This window comes from Paenibacillus sp. Pae15, assembly GCF_024519685.1.
Taxonomy (GTDB): domain Bacteria; phylum Bacillota; class Bacilli; order Paenibacillales; family NBRC-103111; genus Paenibacillus_G; species Paenibacillus_G naphthalenovorans.
In genome coordinates, this window is the sequence record NZ_JALJRM010000016.1 from 88,531 (window position 1) to 109,912 (window position 21,382).

27 protein-coding genes and 1 riboswitch are annotated in these 21,382 nt (G+C 48.8%); of the genes, 12 read left to right on the plus strand and 15 right to left on the minus strand.

Going from position 1 to position 21,382, the window contains the following annotated elements:
• Positions 1-44 precede the first annotated feature (44 nt).
• Positions 45-1,220: a THUMP domain-containing class I SAM-dependent RNA methyltransferase gene (locus NR121_RS14815; protein ID WP_062407088.1), complete on the plus strand. Its 1,176-nt coding sequence runs from the start codon at positions 45-47 to the stop codon at positions 1,218-1,220.
• 168 nt (positions 1,221-1,388) lie between these two features.
• On the opposite strand, the gene NR121_RS14820 is transcribed toward NR121_RS14815, so the two are convergent.
• The 3 genes from NR121_RS14820 to NR121_RS14830 all read right to left on the minus strand — a co-directional run bounded on the left by NR121_RS14820 (position 1,389) and on the right by NR121_RS14830 (position 2,740).
• Complete coding sequence (locus tag NR121_RS14820) at positions 1,389-1,688, minus strand: hypothetical protein (protein WP_054819081.1); 300 nt, start codon at positions 1,686-1,688, stop codon at positions 1,389-1,391.
• 82 nt (positions 1,689-1,770) lie between these two features.
• Positions 1,771-1,862, minus strand: a riboswitch (cyclic di-GMP riboswitch).
• 302 nt (positions 1,863-2,164) lie between these two features.
• Positions 2,165-2,386: a YuzB family protein gene (locus NR121_RS14825; protein ID WP_054819080.1), complete on the minus strand. Its 222-nt coding sequence runs from the start codon at positions 2,384-2,386 to the stop codon at positions 2,165-2,167.
• A 51-nt stretch (positions 2,387-2,437) separates the two neighbouring features.
• The gene (locus NR121_RS14830) at positions 2,438-2,740 is read right to left on the minus strand and encodes a hypothetical protein (protein ID WP_054819079.1); all 303 of its coding nucleotides are present in this window, start codon (positions 2,738-2,740) and stop codon (positions 2,438-2,440) included.
• A 305-nt stretch (positions 2,741-3,045) separates the two neighbouring features.
• Here NR121_RS14830 and NR121_RS14835 point away from each other — a divergent pair, with 305 nt between their 5' ends.
• Both NR121_RS14835 and ytvI read left to right on the plus strand, forming a co-directional pair.
• On the plus strand, positions 3,046-3,429 hold the full coding sequence (locus tag NR121_RS14835; protein ID WP_054819078.1) for a winged helix-turn-helix transcriptional regulator: 384 nt from the start codon (positions 3,046-3,048) through the stop codon (positions 3,427-3,429).
• A gap of 19 nt (positions 3,430-3,448) precedes the next feature.
• Positions 3,449-4,558: a sporulation integral membrane protein YtvI gene (gene ytvI / locus NR121_RS14840; RefSeq protein ID WP_054819077.1), complete on the plus strand. Its 1,110-nt coding sequence runs from the start codon at positions 3,449-3,451 to the stop codon at positions 4,556-4,558.
• Between the two features lie 41 nt (positions 4,559-4,599).
• On the opposite strand, the gene NR121_RS14845 is transcribed toward ytvI, so the two are convergent.
• The 5 genes from NR121_RS14845 to NR121_RS14865 form a co-directional block, all read right to left on the minus strand.
• Complete coding sequence (locus NR121_RS14845) at positions 4,600-4,833, minus strand: hypothetical protein (protein ID WP_054819076.1); 234 nt, start codon at positions 4,831-4,833, stop codon at positions 4,600-4,602.
• A gap of 153 nt (positions 4,834-4,986) precedes the next feature.
• Positions 4,987-6,057 (minus strand): M14 family metallopeptidase, encoded by a 1,071-nt coding sequence (locus tag NR121_RS14850; protein WP_256831401.1) that lies wholly within the window; start codon positions 6,055-6,057, stop codon positions 4,987-4,989.
• 77 nt (positions 6,058-6,134) lie between these two features.
• On the minus strand, positions 6,135-6,944 hold the full coding sequence (gene racE / locus NR121_RS14855; protein ID WP_054819075.1) for a glutamate racemase: 810 nt from the start codon (positions 6,942-6,944) through the stop codon (positions 6,135-6,137).
• A gap of 172 nt (positions 6,945-7,116) precedes the next feature.
• Complete coding sequence (locus tag NR121_RS14860) at positions 7,117-7,545, minus strand: disulfide oxidoreductase (RefSeq protein ID WP_054819074.1); 429 nt, start codon at positions 7,543-7,545, stop codon at positions 7,117-7,119.
• Positions 7,546-7,757: 212 nt separating this feature from the next.
• Positions 7,758-8,195 carry a hypothetical protein gene (locus tag NR121_RS14865; RefSeq protein WP_062407082.1) on the minus strand — a complete coding sequence of 146 codons (438 nt, stop codon included), beginning with the start codon at positions 8,193-8,195 and terminating at the stop codon, positions 7,758-7,760.
• Positions 8,196-8,359: 164 nt separating this feature from the next.
• Here NR121_RS14865 and NR121_RS14870 point away from each other — a divergent pair, with 164 nt between their 5' ends.
• The 7 genes from NR121_RS14870 (at position 8,360) to NR121_RS14895 (ending at position 14,824) form a co-directional block, all read left to right on the plus strand.
• Complete coding sequence (locus NR121_RS14870; protein WP_054819073.1) at positions 8,360-9,025, plus strand: helix-turn-helix domain-containing protein; 666 nt, start codon at positions 8,360-8,362, stop codon at positions 9,023-9,025.
• A gap of 296 nt (positions 9,026-9,321) precedes the next feature.
• Entirely contained in the window at positions 9,322-9,924 is a 603-nt protein-coding gene (locus NR121_RS14875; RefSeq protein WP_256831403.1) for a hypothetical protein, read from the plus strand.
• Positions 9,925-10,287: 363 nt separating this feature from the next.
• Positions 10,288-11,022: a hypothetical protein gene (locus NR121_RS14880; RefSeq protein WP_054819071.1), complete on the plus strand. Its 735-nt coding sequence runs from the start codon at positions 10,288-10,290 to the stop codon at positions 11,020-11,022.
• The gene (locus NR121_RS25360; RefSeq protein WP_062407078.1) at positions 10,994-11,551 is read left to right on the plus strand and encodes an accessory gene regulator ArgB-like protein; all 558 of its coding nucleotides are present in this window, start codon (positions 10,994-10,996) and stop codon (positions 11,549-11,551) included. Before NR121_RS14880 ends, NR121_RS25360 begins: the two co-directional genes overlap by 29 nt.
• Positions 11,523-11,645, plus strand: a complete 123-nt coding sequence (locus tag NR121_RS14885) for a cyclic lactone autoinducer peptide (protein ID WP_137669923.1) — start codon at positions 11,523-11,525, stop codon at positions 11,643-11,645. Before NR121_RS25360 ends, NR121_RS14885 begins: the two co-directional genes overlap by 29 nt.
• 73 nt (positions 11,646-11,718) lie before the next feature.
• Positions 11,719-13,527, plus strand: coding sequence for a putative bifunctional diguanylate cyclase/phosphodiesterase (locus tag NR121_RS14890; RefSeq protein WP_062407076.1), 1,809 nt, complete (start codon positions 11,719-11,721; stop codon positions 13,525-13,527).
• Positions 13,528-13,618: 91 nt separating this feature from the next.
• The gene (locus NR121_RS14895) at positions 13,619-14,824 is read left to right on the plus strand and encodes a phosphodiester glycosidase family protein (protein WP_062407075.1); all 1,206 of its coding nucleotides are present in this window, start codon (positions 13,619-13,621) and stop codon (positions 14,822-14,824) included.
• A gap of 62 nt (positions 14,825-14,886) precedes the next feature.
• Here NR121_RS14895 and NR121_RS14900 read toward each other — a convergent pair whose 3' ends face one another.
• Positions 14,887-15,291 carry a YtxH domain-containing protein gene (locus NR121_RS14900; RefSeq protein ID WP_054819069.1) on the minus strand — a complete coding sequence of 135 codons (405 nt, stop codon included), beginning with the start codon at positions 15,289-15,291 and terminating at the stop codon, positions 14,887-14,889.
• 7 nt (positions 15,292-15,298) lie between these two features.
• The gene (locus NR121_RS14905) at positions 15,299-15,742 is read right to left on the minus strand and encodes a DUF948 domain-containing protein (RefSeq protein WP_054819068.1); all 444 of its coding nucleotides are present in this window, start codon (positions 15,740-15,742) and stop codon (positions 15,299-15,301) included.
• A 251-nt stretch (positions 15,743-15,993) separates the two neighbouring features.
• Between NR121_RS14905 and NR121_RS14910 the strand changes: the two genes are divergently transcribed.
• Positions 15,994-16,629, plus strand: coding sequence for a bifunctional 4-hydroxy-2-oxoglutarate aldolase/2-dehydro-3-deoxy-phosphogluconate aldolase (locus NR121_RS14910; protein ID WP_256831404.1), 636 nt, complete (start codon positions 15,994-15,996; stop codon positions 16,627-16,629).
• A gap of 97 nt (positions 16,630-16,726) precedes the next feature.
• Here NR121_RS14910 and NR121_RS14915 read toward each other — a convergent pair whose 3' ends face one another.
• The gene (locus NR121_RS14915; protein ID WP_062407067.1) at positions 16,727-17,293 is read right to left on the minus strand and encodes an FAD-dependent oxidoreductase; all 567 of its coding nucleotides are present in this window, start codon (positions 17,291-17,293) and stop codon (positions 16,727-16,729) included.
• A gap of 301 nt (positions 17,294-17,594) precedes the next feature.
• Here NR121_RS14915 and NR121_RS14920 point away from each other — a divergent pair, with 301 nt between their 5' ends.
• On the plus strand, positions 17,595-18,695 hold the full coding sequence (locus tag NR121_RS14920; RefSeq protein ID WP_082660642.1) for an LCP family protein: 1,101 nt from the start codon (positions 17,595-17,597) through the stop codon (positions 18,693-18,695).
• Positions 18,696-18,735: 40 nt separating this feature from the next.
• On the opposite strand, the gene NR121_RS14925 is transcribed toward NR121_RS14920, so the two are convergent.
• The 4 genes from NR121_RS14925 to thiD form a co-directional block, all read right to left on the minus strand.
• The gene (locus NR121_RS14925; protein WP_054819064.1) at positions 18,736-18,915 is read right to left on the minus strand and encodes a hypothetical protein; all 180 of its coding nucleotides are present in this window, start codon (positions 18,913-18,915) and stop codon (positions 18,736-18,738) included.
• Between the two features lie 113 nt (positions 18,916-19,028).
• A complete protein-coding gene (locus NR121_RS14930; protein WP_054819063.1) occupies positions 19,029-19,664 on the minus strand; it encodes a helix-turn-helix transcriptional regulator in 636 nt (211 codons plus the stop codon).
• Between the two features lie 201 nt (positions 19,665-19,865).
• Positions 19,866-20,315, minus strand: a complete 450-nt coding sequence (locus NR121_RS14935) for a DUF86 domain-containing protein (protein WP_054819062.1) — start codon at positions 20,313-20,315, stop codon at positions 19,866-19,868.
• A gap of 114 nt (positions 20,316-20,429) precedes the next feature.
• Entirely contained in the window at positions 20,430-21,248 is an 819-nt protein-coding gene (gene thiD, locus NR121_RS14940) for a bifunctional hydroxymethylpyrimidine kinase/phosphomethylpyrimidine kinase (RefSeq protein WP_054819061.1), read from the minus strand.
• Positions 21,249-21,382 lie beyond the last annotated feature (134 nt).

Here is a 21,382-nt window from a genome sequence, read left to right on the forward strand (position 1 = left end):
ATTCGGAGTTTTCCCTTTCATAACAGATACGGAGTGAGTTCAACATGTCGTCAGATTCCATTGAAATCATCGCCACCTCCCCTATGGGGCTCGAGGCCGTTGTAGCCAGAGAAGTGCGCAATCTCGGCTACGATCAAGTCACGGTTGAGAACGGACGCGTAACGTTCGTAGGTGATTATTTAGCCATATGCCGCGCCAATTTGTGGCTTCGCACGGCCGACCGCGTACTCGTCAAGATGGGCCAATTCAAAGCCGCTACTTTCGACGAGCTGTTTGAAGGCGTCAAGGCGCTGCCTTGGCCGGACTGGATTCCCGAGGACGGGGAGTTTCCTGTGGAAGGACGGTCGCACAAGTCACAGCTGTCCAGTGTTCCCGCGTGCCAGGGTATCGTCAAGAAAGCGATCGTCGAAAGCATGAAACGGCGGTACGGTACGGAGTGGTTCCGCGAAACCGGCGGCCGCTTCGTCATCGAGGTGTCGCTGCTCAACGACATCGCTACATTGACGCTGGACACAACCGGCCCCGGACTTCACAAGCGCGGCTACCGCAAGCTGGTCACGGAAGCCCCGCTGAAAGAAACCATGGCCGCAGCCTTGGTCCTGCTGAGCCGGTGGCAGGCCGAACGCCCGCTCTATGACCCCTTCTGCGGATCGGGCACGATACCCATCGAAGCCGCAATGATCGGATGGAATTTGGCCCCGGGCTTAAGACGCAGCTTCAACGCCGAGAAGTGGCCGCTCATTCCTAATGAATTATGGTCTCAAGCCCGCGAAGAAGCTTACGATCTTGTAAAGGATGACATCCCGCTCCAGATTACGGGCTCCGATATCGACCGGAAAGCGATCGATGTCGCTTTGGCCGCCGCGAAGGCGGCCGGCCTGGCAAAGGAGCTGACCCTGCAGGTGCTCCCGGTTGCCAAGGTCATGCCGCGGGGAGATTACGGATGTATCATTACGAATCCGCCGTATGGCGAACGTCTGGGCGACCACGGTGAAGCGGAACGGGCTATTCGCCAGTTCAGCCATTTATACGGGCAGCTGCCTACATGGTCCGCCTTCATCCTGAGCCCGAACAAACAGCTTGAGCATCATATGGGCCGTAAAACCGACAAGAAACGCAAGCTGTTCAACGGCCGCATCGAATGCAGTCTTTACCAATATTTCGCCCCCGGCGGTTTATACGGTTGGCGCAGCAACAAGGCGGCTCCTTCCGAACAATAACATTCGGGACCTTGCCGTACTGTGATCGTCTTAAGCTTCTTCATCTTTCCATGTTTATGCTGAAGCAGCCCGGACATATCATATAAGCATGCAAAAGAACCGCTTCAAAGGCACTTCGCCTTATCCGCGGTTCTTTTTGCGATATCGGTTATTCTTCTATTCCGGCAATCAGGCGTGACGAACCAGAGACTCCCTGCAGCTCAAATAATCGAATAGCGGCATGAATATGTCATTATCCGCTTCGCATCTTACAGACAGCTTGACTTCGCCGCACCAGTAAAAATTCACGATCTGATGGCTGCGCCCCTTAACCATTTCGACGTCCCAGCACGGCGCCATCAGTTCGTAAACCTCACGGTTAATGAACATTTTCGGACCTTCGTTCGACAAAAACACGCCTACGAAATCATTCCCTACTTTCGTGTAAAAGCCTTTTCTTGACATGATGCTCCGATCCTGACCCTGCATCCGTTTCCACTCCTTTTTCAAAAACAAAGAGACTCTCAACCTACGGGTACAGGAGTAGCAAATGGATGCGTCGCTCCTTACCTTCGGCAACTGGCTGGCTTGGCGCCGGAATCAGCGCTTTAGCCCCTATAGCTTTGCGTGCCCAGGCTTTCGCCTGGTTTGCCTTTATCGAGTTTGCTCGAATAATGTCTTCAAATGAACTTCATTTCCTTAAGAATAAAAGATAAGACCTAAGAGATACATAATTCAAAATTCCTATTTTCACCAAATATATTGAGTCTTTGGAACTATTTTCAATATATAACAGCCCAATTTCTCCTATAAGGAACCGATACGGGCCAAAATGATGAGGTACTTAACTCCTTAAAAAGACGGATGATAAAGAAAAAAAGCGGACTCCGAAACGCTTATAAACCCGCAGCAACCTGCGGTCAGGACCTGACCTGAACATAAGCGCGTAGGTATCCGCTATGAAGTCACTTCACATATTTACTGGCCTTTTCGATCGCTTCGTCCTCCGTCTTGCCGGTAACGTACCGGCCATTGACGAAGATGAAGGCAAAGCGCGAACAGGGCCCGCAGTACGATTTGCACCCCACCTTGATTTCTGCGTCGGGGGCCAGCTTCTGCAGCTTGGGCAAAGCCGTTTTTAATCTCATATGCTTGCATTTATCGCAAATACGTATATCGTTGGCCATACGGGGGCTTCCTTTCTATTGCATTAACCCATTGCGGAACCCGCTAAACAATCAGTGGTCGCCGTGGTTGCCTTTGCCCGGATTGGTCACCGAAAAGCCTTCCTCAGGCACATAGAAGTAATCGATGCGAATACCGTCCAAAAACGGCTCGTCCTTCTGAAGAATCACATCGATGCCTTTGTCGGTCGAGACGACGACATCGTTTTCCGTAGGCTTGTCCAATTTCATACCGTAATGCGCATGATCTCCGTGTGAATGCGTCACGTATACGCGGAGCTTCAATTCTTTGTCTTCCTCTTTCTCTATTTCGGCCAAAAGCACTTTGGCGGCATTGCGCGAAATTTTGCATTTCATGATTTCCATCTCCCAGCACTTATCGTTTTCACCTTATTGTATAGAAACTTGGTGGTGAAAGCAACTTTCACGTATCATGATCTCACGCAGCTGCGTCCAGCCGGGAACCGGCTTCACCCTTTTCATACGCGCTTTCTCCCTATCAAACGGTATCGCCGCTGCATTTGCTATTCTATGGCTTGTTATATAAAATGGAAAGGAGTGAAAAAATTCGGATATTATTACATTTTCATATCATTACTTACCACAAGGTTACTGCCTCTCGGCACCTACACAGACATAGCCATACGGAAAGGATGAGAACCATGTCCATGCGGGAAAACGAGCAGCTCAAACAGCGTCAGTCCAGCAGTTCTATTCCGGTGAAGCCGGTTCATATCGAGTGCTCCATCGAAAAAGCGCTCGATGTTATCGGAGGCAAATGGTCATTTCTCGTCATTCGCGAATTGTTCGGCGGTACCAAACGGTTTGGCGAGCTTCAGCGCAAAATCAAATCCGTCAGCCCCAAATCGTTAACGGACACGCTTCGTCACCTGGAGGATAACGGCGTATTGGAACGGACCGCCTATCCGACGGTTCCTGTTACCGTGGAGTACAAGCTTACACCCAAAGGCAAGGATTTGCACCGCATGTTAAAAGAGATGAAGCTCTGGGCCGCCAAATGGTGTGCGCAAGCCGCAGAGGATTGACGAAGTCCGAGGTGACCGAATGATTAGTTTTTACCGCAAATATTACAAAACCATCTTCGATATTGCGCTCCTGATTTTGACGGTGTATTTGTTTATGTACATCTTCAGTCTCTTGTATCGGATCGCCACGCCGATTTTCTTTTCGTTCGTCATTTACATGATTATCGAGCCGCTCGCGAAATTTCTGCACCGCAGAGGGCTCAAGAAATCGATTGCTTCCGGCATCTCGACCATTTTGTTTATTCTGGTTATCCTTGGGGCGATTACCGGACTCGGCGCCATTTTTACAACGCAGATTTTACACCTTAAAGATAAGTTTCCCGAATATACGGCCGTCATGGAAAGGGAAATCATTCAGCGGTCCGAAGCTCTTCAGAATTACCTGGGTCCGCTGCCTATCCAGGATCTGATTGAACAGGCCAAAGAATATTCGACGGTCATCACCGGTAAAATAACCCAATTCGTCACCGGTTTTCTTACGGGAACTTTTACGGCATTAACCTCGGTTTCAACCTTTTTGATTAATTTCGCCATCGGGATCATTTTGGCCTATTTCTTAAGCATCGAAATCGAATCATGGAAGCGTATGGCTGAAGAGAAAACGCCCAAAACCTTTAAAAAGGCGTTCCATTTTCTGCGCGAAAACGTATTGAAGGGAATCGTCACCTACATCAAGGCACAGGCCAAGCTGATCACGCTGACGTTTATCGTCGTTTTCATATCGCTGCTCTTGTTGGATGTGAAGAACGCTTTCTCCATCGCGCTTTTATCGGCGGTATTTGACGTGCTGCCGCTTCTCGGCGTATCTACGCTGTTCATCCCGTGGATCATCTACCTGTTCATCGTCGGACAAACAACGCTGGGGATCTGGCTGTCGGTGCTGCTTGCCGTTGTCATTACAACGAGACAAATCCTTGAGCCCAAAATTACCGGTGATTCGCTCGGCGTATCGGCCTTTACCATGCTGGCGTTTATCATCATTTCACTTTCGCTTTTTGGGGTCGCGGGTTTGATTTTATCGCCGATTCTGATCATTCTGATTAAAGCGCTGTATGAGCAGGGATACTTGAAAAGATGGATTCGCATGCCTGCTGAAGAATATGAACAAGACCCCGGTGCCTCCCGTTAGGCATAACGGCAAGAGCCGCCCGCTTGGGCGGCTCTTGCCGGTTAGGCGCCATATTTGCGCTCTGCCCGTTCGGTGAACCAGTTCATCAGCAGCATGATGACGGCCACATCGTCAATAGGCAGCGCCGGCAGCACGTCAGGTATGATCCAATACACCAGTGCCGGAACGGCGAACAACAGCTTCTCACGGAAAGGAATTCGCGAAGAGCGCAGAAGCGGCACAATCCTGCGGAACACATGCGCCCAGCGCCTTACCGATAATAATCGTCTCCACATGATGCTCTCTCCTCCTAGTGCTCTCCCAGCTCTATATTCCATTATACACCAAATGCCCGGCATTCACCCAACAGCATGCAGCAAAAAAAGACGAGCCGGCATCTGTCATAACAGAGCCGGCTTGCCCCTTGACGAAAGGATAGGATTTGTCATTTACGATTTGATGGAAACCGACGCCAGCCCCTCCAGAAGTAAAGGAGCGATTTCGCGATACATTTCCCCAAACTGTGAAACGGGCAGCGGGTTAACCCCGAGGCCGGCTTCCACAGTGAAGCCGGGACGCCGAAACTCTTGAATAAACCAATCCTTGTATCCCGCATCGCTGCCATGGAGCTTAACCGCTTCATATCCGCTCACGCTGGCCAATCGGCATGCTATCGCTTCCGATTCACGGGGCTCCAGATCGCGGTAATTCCAATAGATTTCTTTCCCCTGCGTATGCAGCGCCGCGACGAGTTGAAAGTTACGGCTTTTCGTAAATTCCGCCATCGCCAAAGCTTCCGGTTCCGACAGGGGAGCCATACCGGTATAATCCCGCGGGCCCGGCCCGGGTACGCCGCGGCGGTCGCGCTCGATCTCCCAGTGCGCGGGGAACTGGTCATTGAGATCAACGCCGCGGATGTTGGCCTTCCAGCCCGAGAAATCCTGCAATCCGCAGTTCCATTCCATCAGCTGCCTGTAATAGGGGTTTTCCCTTGAAAGGCCCCGCAAGACAAGCTCCACTCCGTCCGGATTCACCATAGGTACGATCCAAAGCGACGTTTGTTCGAACAGCGACCGTACATCCCATGCTCCAAGCGGCGCACCATTCACATAGGCTGAAGCGTAGTCCTCAATGAACTTCATCAACAGCAGGCTTGTAATCCATTCATTCGCATGAAATGAACCGTTATAGTGCACCTCCGCGGGTCCTGATCCGATACGGATGGAGGGAATGGTCTTTCCAAGCACACTCCGGCCGATCGATTCGACCGCCAGGAACGGATACCTTTGCTTCAAGAGCCCCAAATCCTCCATCATGCGCTCATAATCATAGGGGTTGGCCGTATCCACGGCTTCCATCGTCCTGCCAGGCGCCACAGCAACGGTTTGTCCGATACAGATACAAGGGCGATGCGGATCACCGCCCGGATTTGCCGCGATCCGGTCCGCCACGTTCCCGCCTTTCCTCGCGGCCAACCGGAATAACGGTTTTCCATACCGCACCGTATAAGGGAATATCATCTCATTTCCCCCTTCAAGTTCAAATGCCTATCCGCTTATAAAGGGCCGATAGCCTAGCTAATGCATATGAACGGGAATTAGATAATATTCGGAACCTGCCAAACCACAGGCGTTACTTTAATATGCTCGTTCAGCCATGATTGGGCGATCTTCCTGAACAATACCGGGTCGCCGCTGCAAAAGAACTGATGTACGGGTACGGTACCCGTGGTCGCAAGTTTCCCCTTATGATACAAGATCGTGCTGATTTCTCTGGCCGTTTCGTCCGCAGAACTGATCAGAGTCACGTTGGGTCCCATAACCTGGGAGATGATATCGGAAAGAAAAGGATAGTGCGTACAACCTAAGATCAAACAGTCTATAGGCTTCTTCCTCAGCTCGGATAATGTATCCGCCACAACCTTCCGCGTCTCTTCAGCATGGAACAGACCCTGCTCCACCAGCGGTACGAACGATGGGCAAGCCTGGCAGATTACCTGAATTTGTGGCGATATTTGGCGGAGAGCGTACTCGTAAGCACGACTTTTGATGGTGCCTTCGGTACCGATGACCCCGACTCTCAAATTCCTGCTCGTTTTGATCGCTGCCCGGGCCCCCGGATGAATCACACCGACGACGGGGATCGGCAGTCTGCTGCGAATCTCTTCAAGAGCTACCGCCGTTGCCGTATTGCAGGCGATAACAATCATTTTGGGATGAAATTGAAGCAAATAATCGACAATCTGGCGGGTAAAAATCAATACCTCTTCCGCAGGCCGCGGGCCGTACGGTGTACGGGCCGTATCCCCGAAGTAAATGATCTTTTCTTGCGGCAATTGACGCATGACCTCCTTGACCACGGTCAATCCTCCAACCCCTGAATCCAGTATGGCTATCGCTTGCTGCACGTGTTTTCGCTTCCTTTATGTTGGTGTGTTGAAACGATGTATGCTTTTCCAGTCTATGAATGAAGGAAACAATTGGTACCTGGCGTATACTGTAACCGCACAAGTTATTCTATATTAACAGACCCCTTGTCCAAAGAAAACCCAAACCCGCTGCTCTCCACGAATGCGCCCTTTATTTGCGTTCTGCGGCCCACATCAAAATCTGCAGAACAGCAATGATTACAAATGCGGTTAATGCCATAAAAGGAATGGTGATAAATCCGAAATAATTCACATAGTCGACATCGCATGGAATCGGACCGCAGGCTTGCGCGCCGCTTGTAAACCATGATGTTTTTTGCATCAAATAATGATAAAGCGAGATGCCGGCGCCCCAAATGGACATAGGGAGCGCATATATGTACATATGTCGTTCCTTGCGAACGGCAGCAATGCCCAGGATAATGACGAGCGGATACATCAAAATACGCTGATACCAGCAGAGCTTGCATGGAATGTAATGCAGAATTTCGGAAAAATACAGGCTGCCGAGGGTGGCGGTCAACGCCACGAACCAGGAAAGATGCAGCCCGTTCTCGCGGATGGTGTTCCTCCAATTCATAACTCTTTCTCTCCCTTCTATTAATCTCATCATATCAGAACCGGCGGAGGTGTTCCATCTTACGAAAGTCCGCTCATTCCGCAGAAACAAACCAGCGAGCCTGGCCCGTTCAGGCACAGCTCGCTGGTTTCACCGTTCTTTCTCTACACCGAAAAGCAGAGATACCCCAAAAAAGGCCGGCCCGCAGGCCGGCCTCTGAACACCGGTTTTCATTATCTTTTCTTTCTTCCGTTCTTCACAAGAGTCATTCTTCGGCTGTGCCTAAGCCATGAATAATACGCCTTCAAATCACGAAGCTGAATGTCTTGAGAGACGCGGCCAAGAAACGTCACTACGATCATTTTGTGCAAAGGGTTGCCGGCAATGTCGATCTCATCTTTTATTTCGACAAACTCTGATACCATCACCAGGTCCTCGTCAATGAGATAAACGTCCTTCTCATTCGCATAATACGGTTGAATTCCGCCGTACTTCAATTTATTCCATAAAAAACTGCAAATATGCTCAATTCCGCCCTTTTCGTCTTCCACACGCTCGGACCACCGGTTTTGTGCGTGGCTGGTGATTACGATGTCGGCTATTTTATATCCGTTAAATGGTACATGGAAGGGTTCATATGTACTCCAACGACTCATTATTTTATCTCGCAATAGTGATTCTCCCCCTTCACACTGAAAAAGACTGCTACATCTAATGTAGTATCGATATTACAAACCGTCAAGGGATACTTTGTCAGATGGCGCAATGTAAAGAAAACTATTTCTTTTCCCGCATTTGTCCATTACAATTAAGTACTAGAAAGGAGTGAACCGGGATGGGACGTCCTATTCCTGATTTTGGAAAATTTCTTGAAGGTCTTCGAGGATCCATGTCTTTGAGAGAAGCGGCTAAGAAAAGCGGTCTTTCTCATGCTTATATCAGAGATTTGGAACTGGAACGAAACCGTTCGACCAACGACAAAATCACCCCTTCGCCCGATACGCTGAAGAAGCTCTCGGCTGCATACGGTTATTCTTATACGGAATTGATGATCAAAGCGGGACATCTGCCGGGCGGCGATACCGATTCGCAATCCAACGGCAACCGATTGGATATGGATCTCAATCACGTGTATTTTATCGAAATCGGCAGGAAGGACATCACTTATCATACAGAGGGCTCGAACATTGTCCATAGCATCGATTCGCTGCTGGATTTCAGCACGTTTTTAGACGAACTGGAAGAAAACGACTTCAAGAAAATGGATACCGATCTGTATGTTAATCTAAATCACATTCGCAAGTATGACGAACGTAAGGGACTGCTTTTTTTTCATGAAGACGGCACCGGCCCCCGCGTAACCATCTCTGCGATCCGGCAGAAAAAGTATCACGACCTGATTGCCCGCAAAGTAGCGGCCAATACCGAGAAGAGCCTTGAATTTTCATTCGGCAAAAGCGGAAACACCCCGACGTTTTCCGCAGCCAACAAACACATTTAACTTAAACCGGCGCTGGCAGTAATGGGCAGACATAAGATGAGAGACATCACGGGATACGTTTACCCTGCCCTGATCTGAATCGTTTAATCTTCATACAACCGCCGCCTACTGGCCCGTCTGCGCGATCATGTGCTGCGGGCTTGTTTTCCATGTTTGGGCGCTAAGCATATAGCGAGAGCCATAAACCATTGGAGCATCCTTACTTCAATACAATGTCCAAGTAACTACCCAAGGAAAGTTGGTATATTATGAGGGTGTTATATTTAGTTCCCTTATTTTTTATATGTTGGCTGTCGATGATTGTGTTAGCTTTGGCAGTGTTTCGTCAGCGGCTTAAAGAATACCGGAAACAGATTGTTGTCAGCGCTGTTGTACTGACGCTTATATCCGTTTTTGTCCAAACGACACATTCGGTCATAGGCTTAATTTTGCAGCCTCTTTTTGTTATCTTATGCTTTTACATGATTTTCAGACTTCGTTTTATATACGCTTTGATCGTTAGTGTAGTGGTCTATCTGGTGGATACTACAACGGAACTGGGATTCTTCTTGATGATTAGTCGGCTTACTTCAGAAGATTTTTATAAGATCGCGCAGGAAAGCATGACGATGCCCGTCATTTCTTTGTTCTTGCTGAATTTGTCCGCCGCCTGTATCCTTAAAAAATTCAGACTCGGCTTTTCATTCGTGCCCTTTCATATTAACTGCAAAGACCACATTCACCCCCGCTTTCACAAAGCCATGTTTTTTATCATGAGTACCGGTCTGTTGATCATTACCCTAACCGTATCCTCCATATTTTATTGGAAGGCCGAAACTGCGGTCATTCAATTGTTTTCTGTGCTGCTGTTGATCGGGATCATACGCATTTTTTATGAAAAGGAATTGTCGGATGACTAGGTTCAAAACTCAAATGCGCATTTTTTATGATCAAAACGGATGGTTCTTAAGTCCCGGTTATTTATAAGCCAATCGGCACTGCGAACCTGTTGTTTTTCTTCATTACTTTTTGCACTCCTGTCCTGCGCACAATAGAATCGCACATTATGCGCCTTGATTCCAGTACATAAATCAATATAGGGAGAGATTCAAGTTATCAGCAAAATTCGACATAATTCGCTTGTCACCCTACTTAAAGTGTATTAAACTAAAATACAAGTAAATTTTATACAACAATAATGAACATGGATCAGCATGAGTCTATTTAACTATGTACCAAGTTCTAATTACCCTATAGAATAGAAGACAAGGGAGCCCATTCCAATGAGTTTTGCTATAAAAGTATTTCTTTCCTCCATCGAACTAAGCGCTATGATCGTGCTCTCTCTAACGATGTTTCGTTTTCAGTATTATTACTATTTACATAAGATATACGGTACCGCATTCATCATGTCTTTGATCACGTTTTATTTCAGGGATATCGTCGAGTTAGGCACTTTTGCCGTAATTTCCGCCCTGTCTGCTGAAATCATATTAATCATGATCATTTACAGAATTCCCTTTTTCTACTCTCTTCTTGTCAGTGTAACCGGTTTTATCGCCGGAGTCATTATCGAATCCGCCGTCATGCTTTCCGGCATCAAGCTGGGGTTATTTGACCCGGTACAAATTCAGCAGTCGGTTGCGGTGCTCGGTTCTATACAATTGATTACCGCATTCATCATCAGTTTGATCATCTATCCTCTGCAAAGAAGAAAGATCGGATTCTTGTTTAAAACCAAGTATTTGGCATCCCGCACGGCACTTAAAGGATATAATTTTATCTTGTCGGCTTTTTTAGTTTTGAGCATTGTCCTAGCTCAGCTCGAATTGATCTCTTTTTACAATCATTCTATGAATATTGTAAGTTCTACTTTTATTGCCTTCATCTTTCTGATTGGTATATATGTCGCTTATATTCACAACAAAAAAATCATTAGAGAAACTTATGAAAGGCCTGTGAGAGATGAACTTGATCGATCGCTCAGCAATGAGCATAGCAAAAGCAATCCGAAATAATTATGCCGATGCCGCATCCGAGAAAGTTCTGTTTTATTCGCTCAGTTTATTGATCAATACATCCCTGGCTATTGCTGCGACTTTAATCATCTGTACGTTTACGGGCCGCCTGCCCGAGGCGGTTATAACGATTTTTTCTTTTTTGTTCCTTAGATACTTGAGCGGCGGCGCTCACCTCAGTTCCTCGCTGGGGTGTTGCATCTTTTCCTTGACGATTTTAACTTCCTTGGCCCATATCGATTACGCTTACTTTCATACCGGGTTGATTCTTAATATACTCAGCTTCATAATTTTTTTGATCAAGGCACCGGAAGGGTTGGAAAATATAAGCCGCATCGATCCCAAAAACTACCTTTACTTAAAAATCATATGTTTAATATTTATAGGCAGCAATTTTTACTTTCAATCCTCCCTTTTATCCGCCGTTTTTTTTGCACAGTCCGTTACTTTGACCAAGCCGGGATACTTCTTGTTTAAATTAATGGAAAGGAGGTGGTACAATGAAACTGAAAATGGCAAAAGTAGCTAATAGCGTTGCTGTAGTACTTGCTTCATTCTTTGTTTTCACCAACACCATCATTGCGAATCGTCCGGAAACTCCGCAAGAACTCTTGAAAAAATAAGAACATCGTAGCACTTTAGGGCTGACGGGCCATGGCGCGTCAGCCTCATCCTTTTCCATGGAGCTGAACATTCATGCAGAAAATTCCCGTTACTCGCGATGGCAAAAGGGGTTCCGAGGCACTTGTAGTCGATGCATCCGATGTAATCAAGATCGACCGCATTCGGGACCGCGAAGTCATCGTTCATACCAAAGACGAACAGTACTATTTGGATTTTTCCTTTGACAACTTAGAAGAATGGTTATTCGAGGACGGATTTCGCCAGCTGGACAGCACCAATATCGTGAATATGAATCATGTCGATCGATACGACTCCAAAAAAGGCCTGGTGTATCTGACATCAAACCGGGCAAGCCATATAACCGCATCCGCCGCAAGAATTCACAAAGAACACATCGAGAATGCGATACAGCTAATTAAAACATCCAATTCCGCTTCCGCAGAGCATAATCCTACGCTGCATGAGAAACTGTTCACCAAAATCACAAGCGAAACCAACGATTACCAGCTGCTCCGTTCATATGCTACCATTCGTGCCGTAAATGAACGCAAGCTAGCAGAGCAAAAAATTTTGCACATGGCCTACCATGACTCGTTGACCAACCTGCCTAACCGCACGATGTTCGACGAGAAGCTGAAGGACTATTTTGAAGAAGCGCAGCGCACCGGTTCGATGATGGCGGTTATTTTTCTTGATCTGGACCGCTTTAAAGTCATTAACGATACGCTCGGACATCATATCGGAGATCAGCTGCTTCAAATGCTGGCCCGTAAGCTTCAGGAATATGTTAAAGGCGAAAACATCGTCGCCCGCTTCGGCGGTGACGAATTTATCATTCTTCTTACGGATGTGACTCAAGCGGAAGAAGCTGCGCAGTTTGCCGGAGGAATATCGGATTTGCTCAAGGAACCGTTCGTTATTGAGGACAACGAGCTTTTTGTCACGTCCAGCATCGGCATCAGTATTTACCCGCAGGACGGCACCGAAGTGGAGAGCCTTTTAAAAAATGCGGATATCGCCATGTACCGTTCCAAAGAGAAAGGGGGAAATTCATATCATTATTACCACCCGGATATGAACAAGCGATCCTTGCACCGTTTGAACCTTGAGGTGCATTTGCGCAAAGCCCTGGAGCGCGGAGAGTTTGAAATTTATTATCAACCGATCGTTGATCTTCGCCATGGGTCCGTGATCGGCATGGAGTCTCTCGTCCGTTGGCAGCACCCCGATTGGGGCATGGTATCCCCCACGGAATTTATTCCGCTGGCCGAGGAAACCGGTCTGATCATACCGATCGGCAACTGGATTTTGAAGCAATCGTGCATGCAAAACAAAGAGTGGCAGCAAAAGGGCCTCCCCCCTCTGGTCGTATCTGTCAATATTTCAGCGATACAGTTTCACCAGTCGAATTTTGTGCAGACGGTGATGGATACCCTGCAAGAGTCCGGCTTGGCCCCCGATCGGCTCTGTCTGGAAATCACGGAAAATGTAGCGATGAATAACGTCCCTTACATTATCGAGACCCTGCAAAAGCTGAAGGTGCTCGGCGTACGCCTCTCCATTGATGACTTCGGCACCGGATATTCCTCCTTAAGCTATTTGAAACGGTTCCATGTACATACGCTGAAAATCGACCAATCGTTTATTCGGGATATTTCTTCCGATGAAGACAATGCTGCGATTGTAACGGCCTTGATCGCCATGTCCCGTCAATTAAAGATCAAGTCATTGGCGGAAGGCGTAGAAACCATGGACCAACTTCATTTCCTGATTGCTCAAGGCTGTGACGAGATTCAAGGCAATGTATTCAGTAAGCCGATCCCCGCCAGCGACTTTGAACATTTAATTAAAAATAACAAGCAACTGTATGTAAACATCTGAACCAAGAAAAAAGGCGGTCTGCGGCTGCAACTTTTTTCTTTTTTTTTCGTCAAATTATGGTAGTCCAGCTCATTCGGAAAGGATTTGAACCATGCCTGCTCCTCTATCCCGCAGCTCCCGTTCGTCATCGCGGCCTTCTTACAGCGCGGTTCCCAAGAGAAAAAAAAACGTTAAAAACCGCAGATTATCCGTTTCGGTAACATTATTTTTCTATACTCTGTTTGTATTGTTTATCTTCGGCTTATTTTTCTTACTATGGTTTTTTCTAACCGAATCAGGCACCAACCTTCGATATTTGATGGCCGATACGCTGATTACAACCCAGCACCGCCACTGGGCCAAATATATTATCGGCAATGATGAGCTGGAAAAGCGGGTTCATCGATACTGGTCGCAATTCGACACCTATTCGGAAGTCCAGGATCAAGGGCTCGTCCATGTGGACGGCACAAGCACTTCCACGATAGAGAAGCAGTCCAAGCCGCCTATTGAGATTGAAGATATTCAAGGTACGAATTTTAAAGGTAAGCTTCTGATTGTCCATGATCCGACGATGCTGCGTATCGCTGTGCCCGGAAAAGCCGGAAAGGGCGAGAAGGTTTCCGATATGGTGCAGCGTCTGGATGCGCTCGCCGGCGTGAATGCGGGGGGCTTTGTAGACCCGGAATGGAAAGGAAACGGCTTCCAGCCTACAGGGCTTGTCATGTCCGGAGGCCAAATCTTTTATAATGACGGCGGCATGAATACGCCAACCCATATCGTCGGTATCGACAAAGAGGGGCGTATGGTAGCAGGTAAATATTCTCCGTCCGAGCTTCTGAAAATGGGCGTACAGGAAGCGGTCACGTTCGCTCCCAGGTTTATCGCAAACGGTGTCGGGCTGATTAAGAGCAAAGCCGACGGCTGGGGCATCGCTCCCAGGACCGCGATGGCCCAAAAGGCCGACGGAACGGTAATGTTCGCCGTTATTGACGGGCGTCAACCCGGACACAGCATCGGCGCCACGCTTTACGACATCCAGAATATTTTTCTAGAGCGCGGTGCAGTCACTGCGGCTAATTTGGACGGCGGCTCATCCTCAGTACTGGTGCTGGGGAATCAGGGAAATCAGGATGCCGCAGTGTCCGCTTCCACCAATAAAACAACCAAGGCCGTCATTGTAAACAAGCCCTCCAGTGAATATGGCGAACGATATTTGCCGACATCCTGGCTTGTTTTCAAGGATCCGAAGAAAGCGAACATTCGCAATATTTGGGAGGGACTGGATCCGAGTAAAATCGACCCGTCCAAGTGGTAAATCCATCTTCAACTATATAACGGAACGGGACTTGGAGTAAAAGCCAAGTCCCGTTGCCTATGTTATGCTTCCTCGCGTTCCGCTGTTGTAGCGGCGACGGAAGCTTCTGCAGCAGCTATGTCGTCCTGCCGTTGAGCGGCTTTATCTTTTTTCCAGGATTTCACTTCTTCCCCTACATGAATCGCCACTTCCTTGGCTTTGCTTGCCCATTCGGAAGTATGCTTTCCGATCGTCTCTACTGTCGTTTGGGACGTTTCCGATACGGCGGAAAAGATTTGCTTCGATTTCTCGGCGACATCCCCCGCCAGCCGCTGTGTCTTCTCACTGACCTGCTGATACCCCTCTGCAATATCGTTTCTTAGTTCACGACCGGACTTGGGTGCCAGCAGCAGCGAGGTTACGGCGCCCAGCACACTGCCGATCACCGCTCCAATGATCAAATCCTTGTTTTTTTTGTTTGCTGTCATCTTCTCTTCACTCCTTGGATTGATTTGATTTCGAAGCTTTCAGTCGATACCAGAGATGAAGACCGGCTGTCATGAGCTCTACCAAATCCTTAGCGGTGTCGCGGTTGTTAAGGACAGCCCTGCGGGCTTCCGATACCGTATCTTCCACTGCCAATGATACAGCCTTGACGGAACGGGACATCCGGTCCACCGCTTCACCCGTTTCATTCGCAGCAGCAAACCAGAAGTCGACCGTACCCAGCTTTTTCTGCACATCTTCCATCACTTCGGTGGAAACCTTAACCAGCCGCTCCGATTCCTCCGTCGTTCTGCGCACCTGCTCCTGCATAAATTCGAGCTTCATTTCGCTGCGCTTCAGCACCTCTGTTGCCGTTTGTATCAACCTGACAGCGAAAAATAAAAATAGAAGGAATGCGAGCATGCAGAGCAAGAGTCCCCATTGCCACCACATGGCCGTCACCTCCGATCCATTAAGCTTCTGGACGAATGCCTATGAGATACTACAGTATAAGACGCCGGGGGCCATTTTGACACAACAATTGAAAAAAAAGTATGGCAGCAGACCTGTCCGAACGCAAAACAATCATAAGCAGTTCATGACGTCAACCTGGTTGGCAAGAAGAAAAAAGAAGGTATAATGGAGAGAAGTGGATGCGTTTTCTGATTCTCCTGATTACATAAGAAAGCGGTGGACTCATCGATATGAACAGAGAGCAAGGCTTGCAGCGAATTGAAGAGGTCAAAATCATTGCTATCGTACGAGGTGTGGAAGAACAGCACATTGTCGGCGTCGCCGAGGCGCTGTTGGCGGGGGGCATTCCCGTCATGGAGATTACAATGAATACGCCCGGAGCGCTCAGGATGATCGGGAAGCTGCAAGAGCAGTTCGGCGACCGGATGTATATCGGAGCCGGGACCGTATTGGATTTGGACGATGCCCGTCAAGCCCTGGACGCGGGCGCATCCTATTTGGTCACGCCTAATATGGAGGAAGAAGTCATCTCTTATGCGGTCCGCCGTGACGTTCCTATCTTCCCTGGAGCGATGACGCCGACGGAAATCGTCAAAGCATGGAAAGCCGGGGCGACGGCTGTGAAAATTTTTCCGGGGTCCAGCCTTGGCATGGGCTACATTAAAGAGCTGATGGGACCTTTGAATCACATTCCTATGATGGCCGTCGGCGGGGTTAACGAAGACAATATAGTCGAGTTTATCAAAATAGGGTGTTACGGTGTCGGCATCGGCGGCTCGCTTGTCAATTTAAAGGAAATTGCCGCCGGAAATTATGGATGGATTCAGGAAAAGGCATCGCGGTTAACGGCTCGTTTAAGAGGCTGAGCCCGCTTCATCCAAAGAGAACAAAAGCCAACAGCGGCTGCGGCAGTCATAAGCGTTAAACCAAAAAAGGCGGCCTTTAGGCCGCCTTCATCTTCACTTAACCTTTTATGACATCGTGGTCCACGTAGCGTTCACCGTTCAGTTCGCTGATTACGTTAATAGCCACTTTGGCGCCGTCCCCGGCTGTAATGATCGTATGCACGCTTACTCCTGCAGCCGTCCCGGCCGCCCAAATACCTGGTACAGCCGTTTTGCCGTCACTGTCCGCTTCAAAGACCGTTTTGATCCGGGGCTCCGTACCCGGCTTGGTGGATACGCCAATCTTTTCCGCGAGTTCGACGGAAACACCCGTGGCAAGAATGACATGCTTCGCCTCGTAGGTTCCGTTTTCCGTTTCCACCTGGAAGACATCACCAGTCTTTTTTACATTTACCGCCTTGGATTGCACCAGTTCTGCGCCAAACTTGGCAGCTTGCTTCTTGCCGATCTCGACGAGATCCGGGCCCGAGATTTCCGTTACCCCGTAGTGGTTCTCAACCCATGCGCGTTTGGTAATGCTCTGATCGTTATCGATAACCACTGTCTTCTTCCCGGCTTTGGCGGTAAAAAGCGCTGCACTGGCTCCGGCTGGTCCTGCTCCGATAATAGCAACATCGTAAGACATGATTTCATTCTCCTTTCCAGTATGTCGGACACGCAAACAGAGAATTGGTCCGCCGCTCCAAAATGTTTACATATGCCAATCTGCTTTGTAACGTAAAAAGTAAATCGTATTCTATTTTATTCTATTATCCTCCAAATTATGGCATATGTCAACTTCTCACCGTTCTCGCTGCCGCTGCCTGCTCTAAAAAAATTTTCACATGCTTTTCGTCGAAAATTTAATATTTTTGTAACATTTTACCCATCAATATACGTTATTATGATAGATAGTGCATATTTTACCTTATCGGGAGGAACTACGGATGTTGTCACCGCGCAAAAAGAAAAAAAACCGAAAAATACTGCGTACCGTCATGCTTACCCTTGGAATTTTCGGTATAGGGGCAGCCAGTTATGCGGGTTATTTAATACATAAAGCTGATAAAGCTCTGGAGCAAATGTCCGTATCCGCCGCAGGCGCACATCAGTCAGCCGCTGTTGAAAGCAGCGCGCAGCTGAAACCGATGAGCTTTCTGCTGATCGGTGTGGATAACCGAAGCGGCAGCGGAGGAAGCATGAATAGCGACGTGATGATGCTGGTCTCGCTCAATCCTGAGACGCGTTCAGCCACCATGGTTTCCATCCCTCGCGACTTGCAGCTAAAGCCAAGAGAATTCGGACTGTCCTCGCAAAAAGCCAACTATTATTACGCTTACTATTATAATAAGGACCGCGAAACGGCCCTCGCCCATACCAAAAAATTCTTCAGCGGCATGTTTGACGTTCCGATCGATTATATAGCGGTGATCGATTTTGACGGGTTCCGCCAGGTGATTGACGAGCTTAACGGAATTACAATTGATGTCGACATGGATATGCGTTATGTAGATAACTTCGACGGTACGAACATCAATCTGTCCAAAGGGCTGCAAACACTCAACGGCAAGGAAACGCTTGATTTCCTGCGTTACCGCAAGTCCAACCGGGGCACGCAGGAATCCTCCGACATTGCCCGAAACGAACGGCAGCAGAAGGTCTTGTCTACGCTGCTTGATAAGATGACCTCGTTTACCGGAATCACCCAATGGGGAGGATTGCTCGACATTGCCGGCAAAAATGTGCAAACCGATATTCCGCCTGACCAGCTGCGCAAATTCATCCTGTCCTTTCAGAAGCTGAAGCCCGATCATATCGAATCGATTCCTTTGGATGGGCGATGGGATAGCCCCTATATTGTGCCCAAAGAAGAGGATCTTAGTGCCGCCATCGCCGCGCTTCGGACGCAGCTGGGCCTACCATCGGAAAGCAGCACGGTTACAGGCGCGACCTATAGCGTACTTTCAAAGCGCTTCGGTATAGACCCATCCGTCACCGACCTCCGGGACAAAAACATAACCCAGACACATTACAGGACTTCCCGATAAAGGAGGTCCTGTCAGCCATACGATCAAGCGTTCACACGGATTACAGATGTCTCCTGAAGATTTGGGTGGCTGCCAGAGATGGCGCAGCATCATCCATTTCTTCATCATATTCCTCGTCATCCGGATGAACGATTTGCTCATTTAATATTTCCGCCGCTTCACCTTCCGTCAGTTGTCTGCCGAACTGCAGCTCCAGCCGGCTTTTTTGTTCGTTCTCCATGCTTTTCCCTCCGCCTCAGTATAGGGATTATTTTTTTCTAATCCGCCGCTTTTTATGAAAATAGCAAAAAACCATCTTCAGCCGTATTACGGTTTACGGTTTCTGAAGATGGTTTATTTAGGTTGTATAACGTAAGCGCACTTGCTGCCTCCCTTGGCCAGACATTCCATTCGCTCCACTCTGGCTTCTTTGCCAAGCAAGCTTTTGAACATCTCCAGCTCACAACTGCACGCATGATTGTATTGGTTAGCCACCTGCGAGATGGGGCAATTATGCTCGTTCAGCAGAAAGGACCCGTCTTCTTTCCGTTCCAGCTCCACCATGTAGCCATTCGCATTCTGAATGTCCGAGAGCTCCAGTACCCGGTCCACCAGGGATTTACCTTCCATCCGATTCTCATATCGTCGGATCAGGCGCTGCTTCCGGCGTTCGAACAGCAGGTTCACCTTATCTTCCCCCAAAGCGGATTCCAGCTCTTCCAACAAATCCAACGTGAGATGCTGGTACTTCTTCGGAAACAAGTCTTCTGCATGCTCTGTCAGCGAATACTGATTCATGGGTCTTCCCATCGCTTGCCGAACCAGCTCCGATGCGATGAGGTTGTCTCGTTCCAGCGTGTTCAAATGACGCCGTACGGCCATTTCCGTAATGCCCAGCTCTCTGGTCATCTCGCTGACGCTCAGCGGTCCCTTGGTTTTAAGCATGGTTAAAATCATTTTTCTCGTGGATACGTCCGCCCCGTGGTTCATCCGGTCTCACCGTCCTTCTTGTTAGCCGAGCGCCGCTTGTTCATGCCGCTGCCGGGTTATGTCGCCGTCTGAATACAACACATTGTAAACGAAAATAATCCATAAGTAAATGAATGTGCTCAAAGTTATAAGAACCGGATATGAAAAACGAGAACGGATTTACAGAACAGGATTCACGTCTTTTACCCGTTGCAGCACCGCCTACAGCATTTCCTTACGAATGAAAGCCGGAACCGCTTCGGCGAATGCTTCGAGTGCTGCCGGGAGCCTGCCGATCATGGGATGCAATCCTTTGTGCCTGACCGCAGTGTAATCCTGTGTTAACGGTCGGCGCAGCAGAACCAGCTCCTTTAGCGTTGCAGCCGTGTCCTGGTCAAAGACGCCTTCATCGCCTAAAATGTCGATAATGTCCTCGTAGCTGCTTGCATCGCGCATCATAAACGCATCAATGAGCAGACTGCCTACATCCGTTACCGTCTCGATAGCCAGATGAAGCGTCCGCTCTTGGGCAAAATGAAGGAGAAGCGGTTCTTCCTTAGCCTCCCCCTGTACATCTTCCGGCCAGGCTTCTCTTAATTCGGTGCAAGCCTGCAGCAGCGTAGGCACAAATGACAAGCGCAGATCGATTTGTTCCTGGTTGACATAATACATGTGGTTATCTCCGTTTCTTATTTCTCCGTTTAGACCATATCAGGATTGCAGGGAATGAAACAAACAACAGAACGATAAGCACGACGGCCTGCATCAAATATTCGTAGCTCATCTTCATTCGTTCTCCCTGGAGGGCGCACCTTCGCGCGAATAGGCCCAATGATTCGTCGGTCCGTGTCCTCCGCCAATCCCCAGTTCATGGCGGATCGCCAGCGTAATGAAGCGCTTGGCCGTATGCGCGGCTTCCAGGAGCGGCTTCCCTTTTGCAAGCTCGGCACATATCGCTGCGGAGAAGGTGCAGCCTGTCCCGTGCGTATGGCGCGTCTCATAACGTTCCCCCGTCAGCAGGTGGAAGCTTTCTCCGTCATAGAGCACATCGGTAGGATCGCCGCTGCGATGACCGCCCTTCACGATGGCTGCCGAAGCGCCCAACTCCTTCACTATACGTACAGCCGCCTGCTTCATGTCCTCCAGCGACGACACGGTCATCCCCGTGATGACCTCCGCTTCCGGAATATTCGGCGTTACGACGGCTGCCAGCGGCAGCAGCTTTTGCCGCAGCGCGTCCTGGGCGTTCTCGGCAAGGAGGCGGGCACCGCCTTTGGAAACCATCACAGGATCTACCACCAGCCGCCGCAGACCGGCTTTACGAATACAGTCCGCCACAAGCTCAATGACCTCCGGCTGCGAAAGCATGCCTGTTTTGGCCGCATCGGCTCCGAGATCCGATAAGACCGCCTGAATCTGCTTTTCGATGCCTTCGAGCGGGATATCGTATATTCCATGCACACCCAATGTATTCTGTGCCGTGACGGCCGTGATGGCGGACATTCCGAACACGTCCAGCATTTGAAACGTTTTGAGATCGGCTTGAATCCCCGCACCGCCGCCGCTATCCGAACCGGCGATGGTCAGAGCTTTAGATATGACCATTCCTACAATCTCCTTATTCAATAAGATAATACGCAGTGTCTAGAATTTACCTTAGTTTAAGTTTAGTCTTCCGTCGGTTTACCGTCAAGAAGCCCGGGGGGACGGGGTTGTTTCGTTTGGTGATCATTTTATGA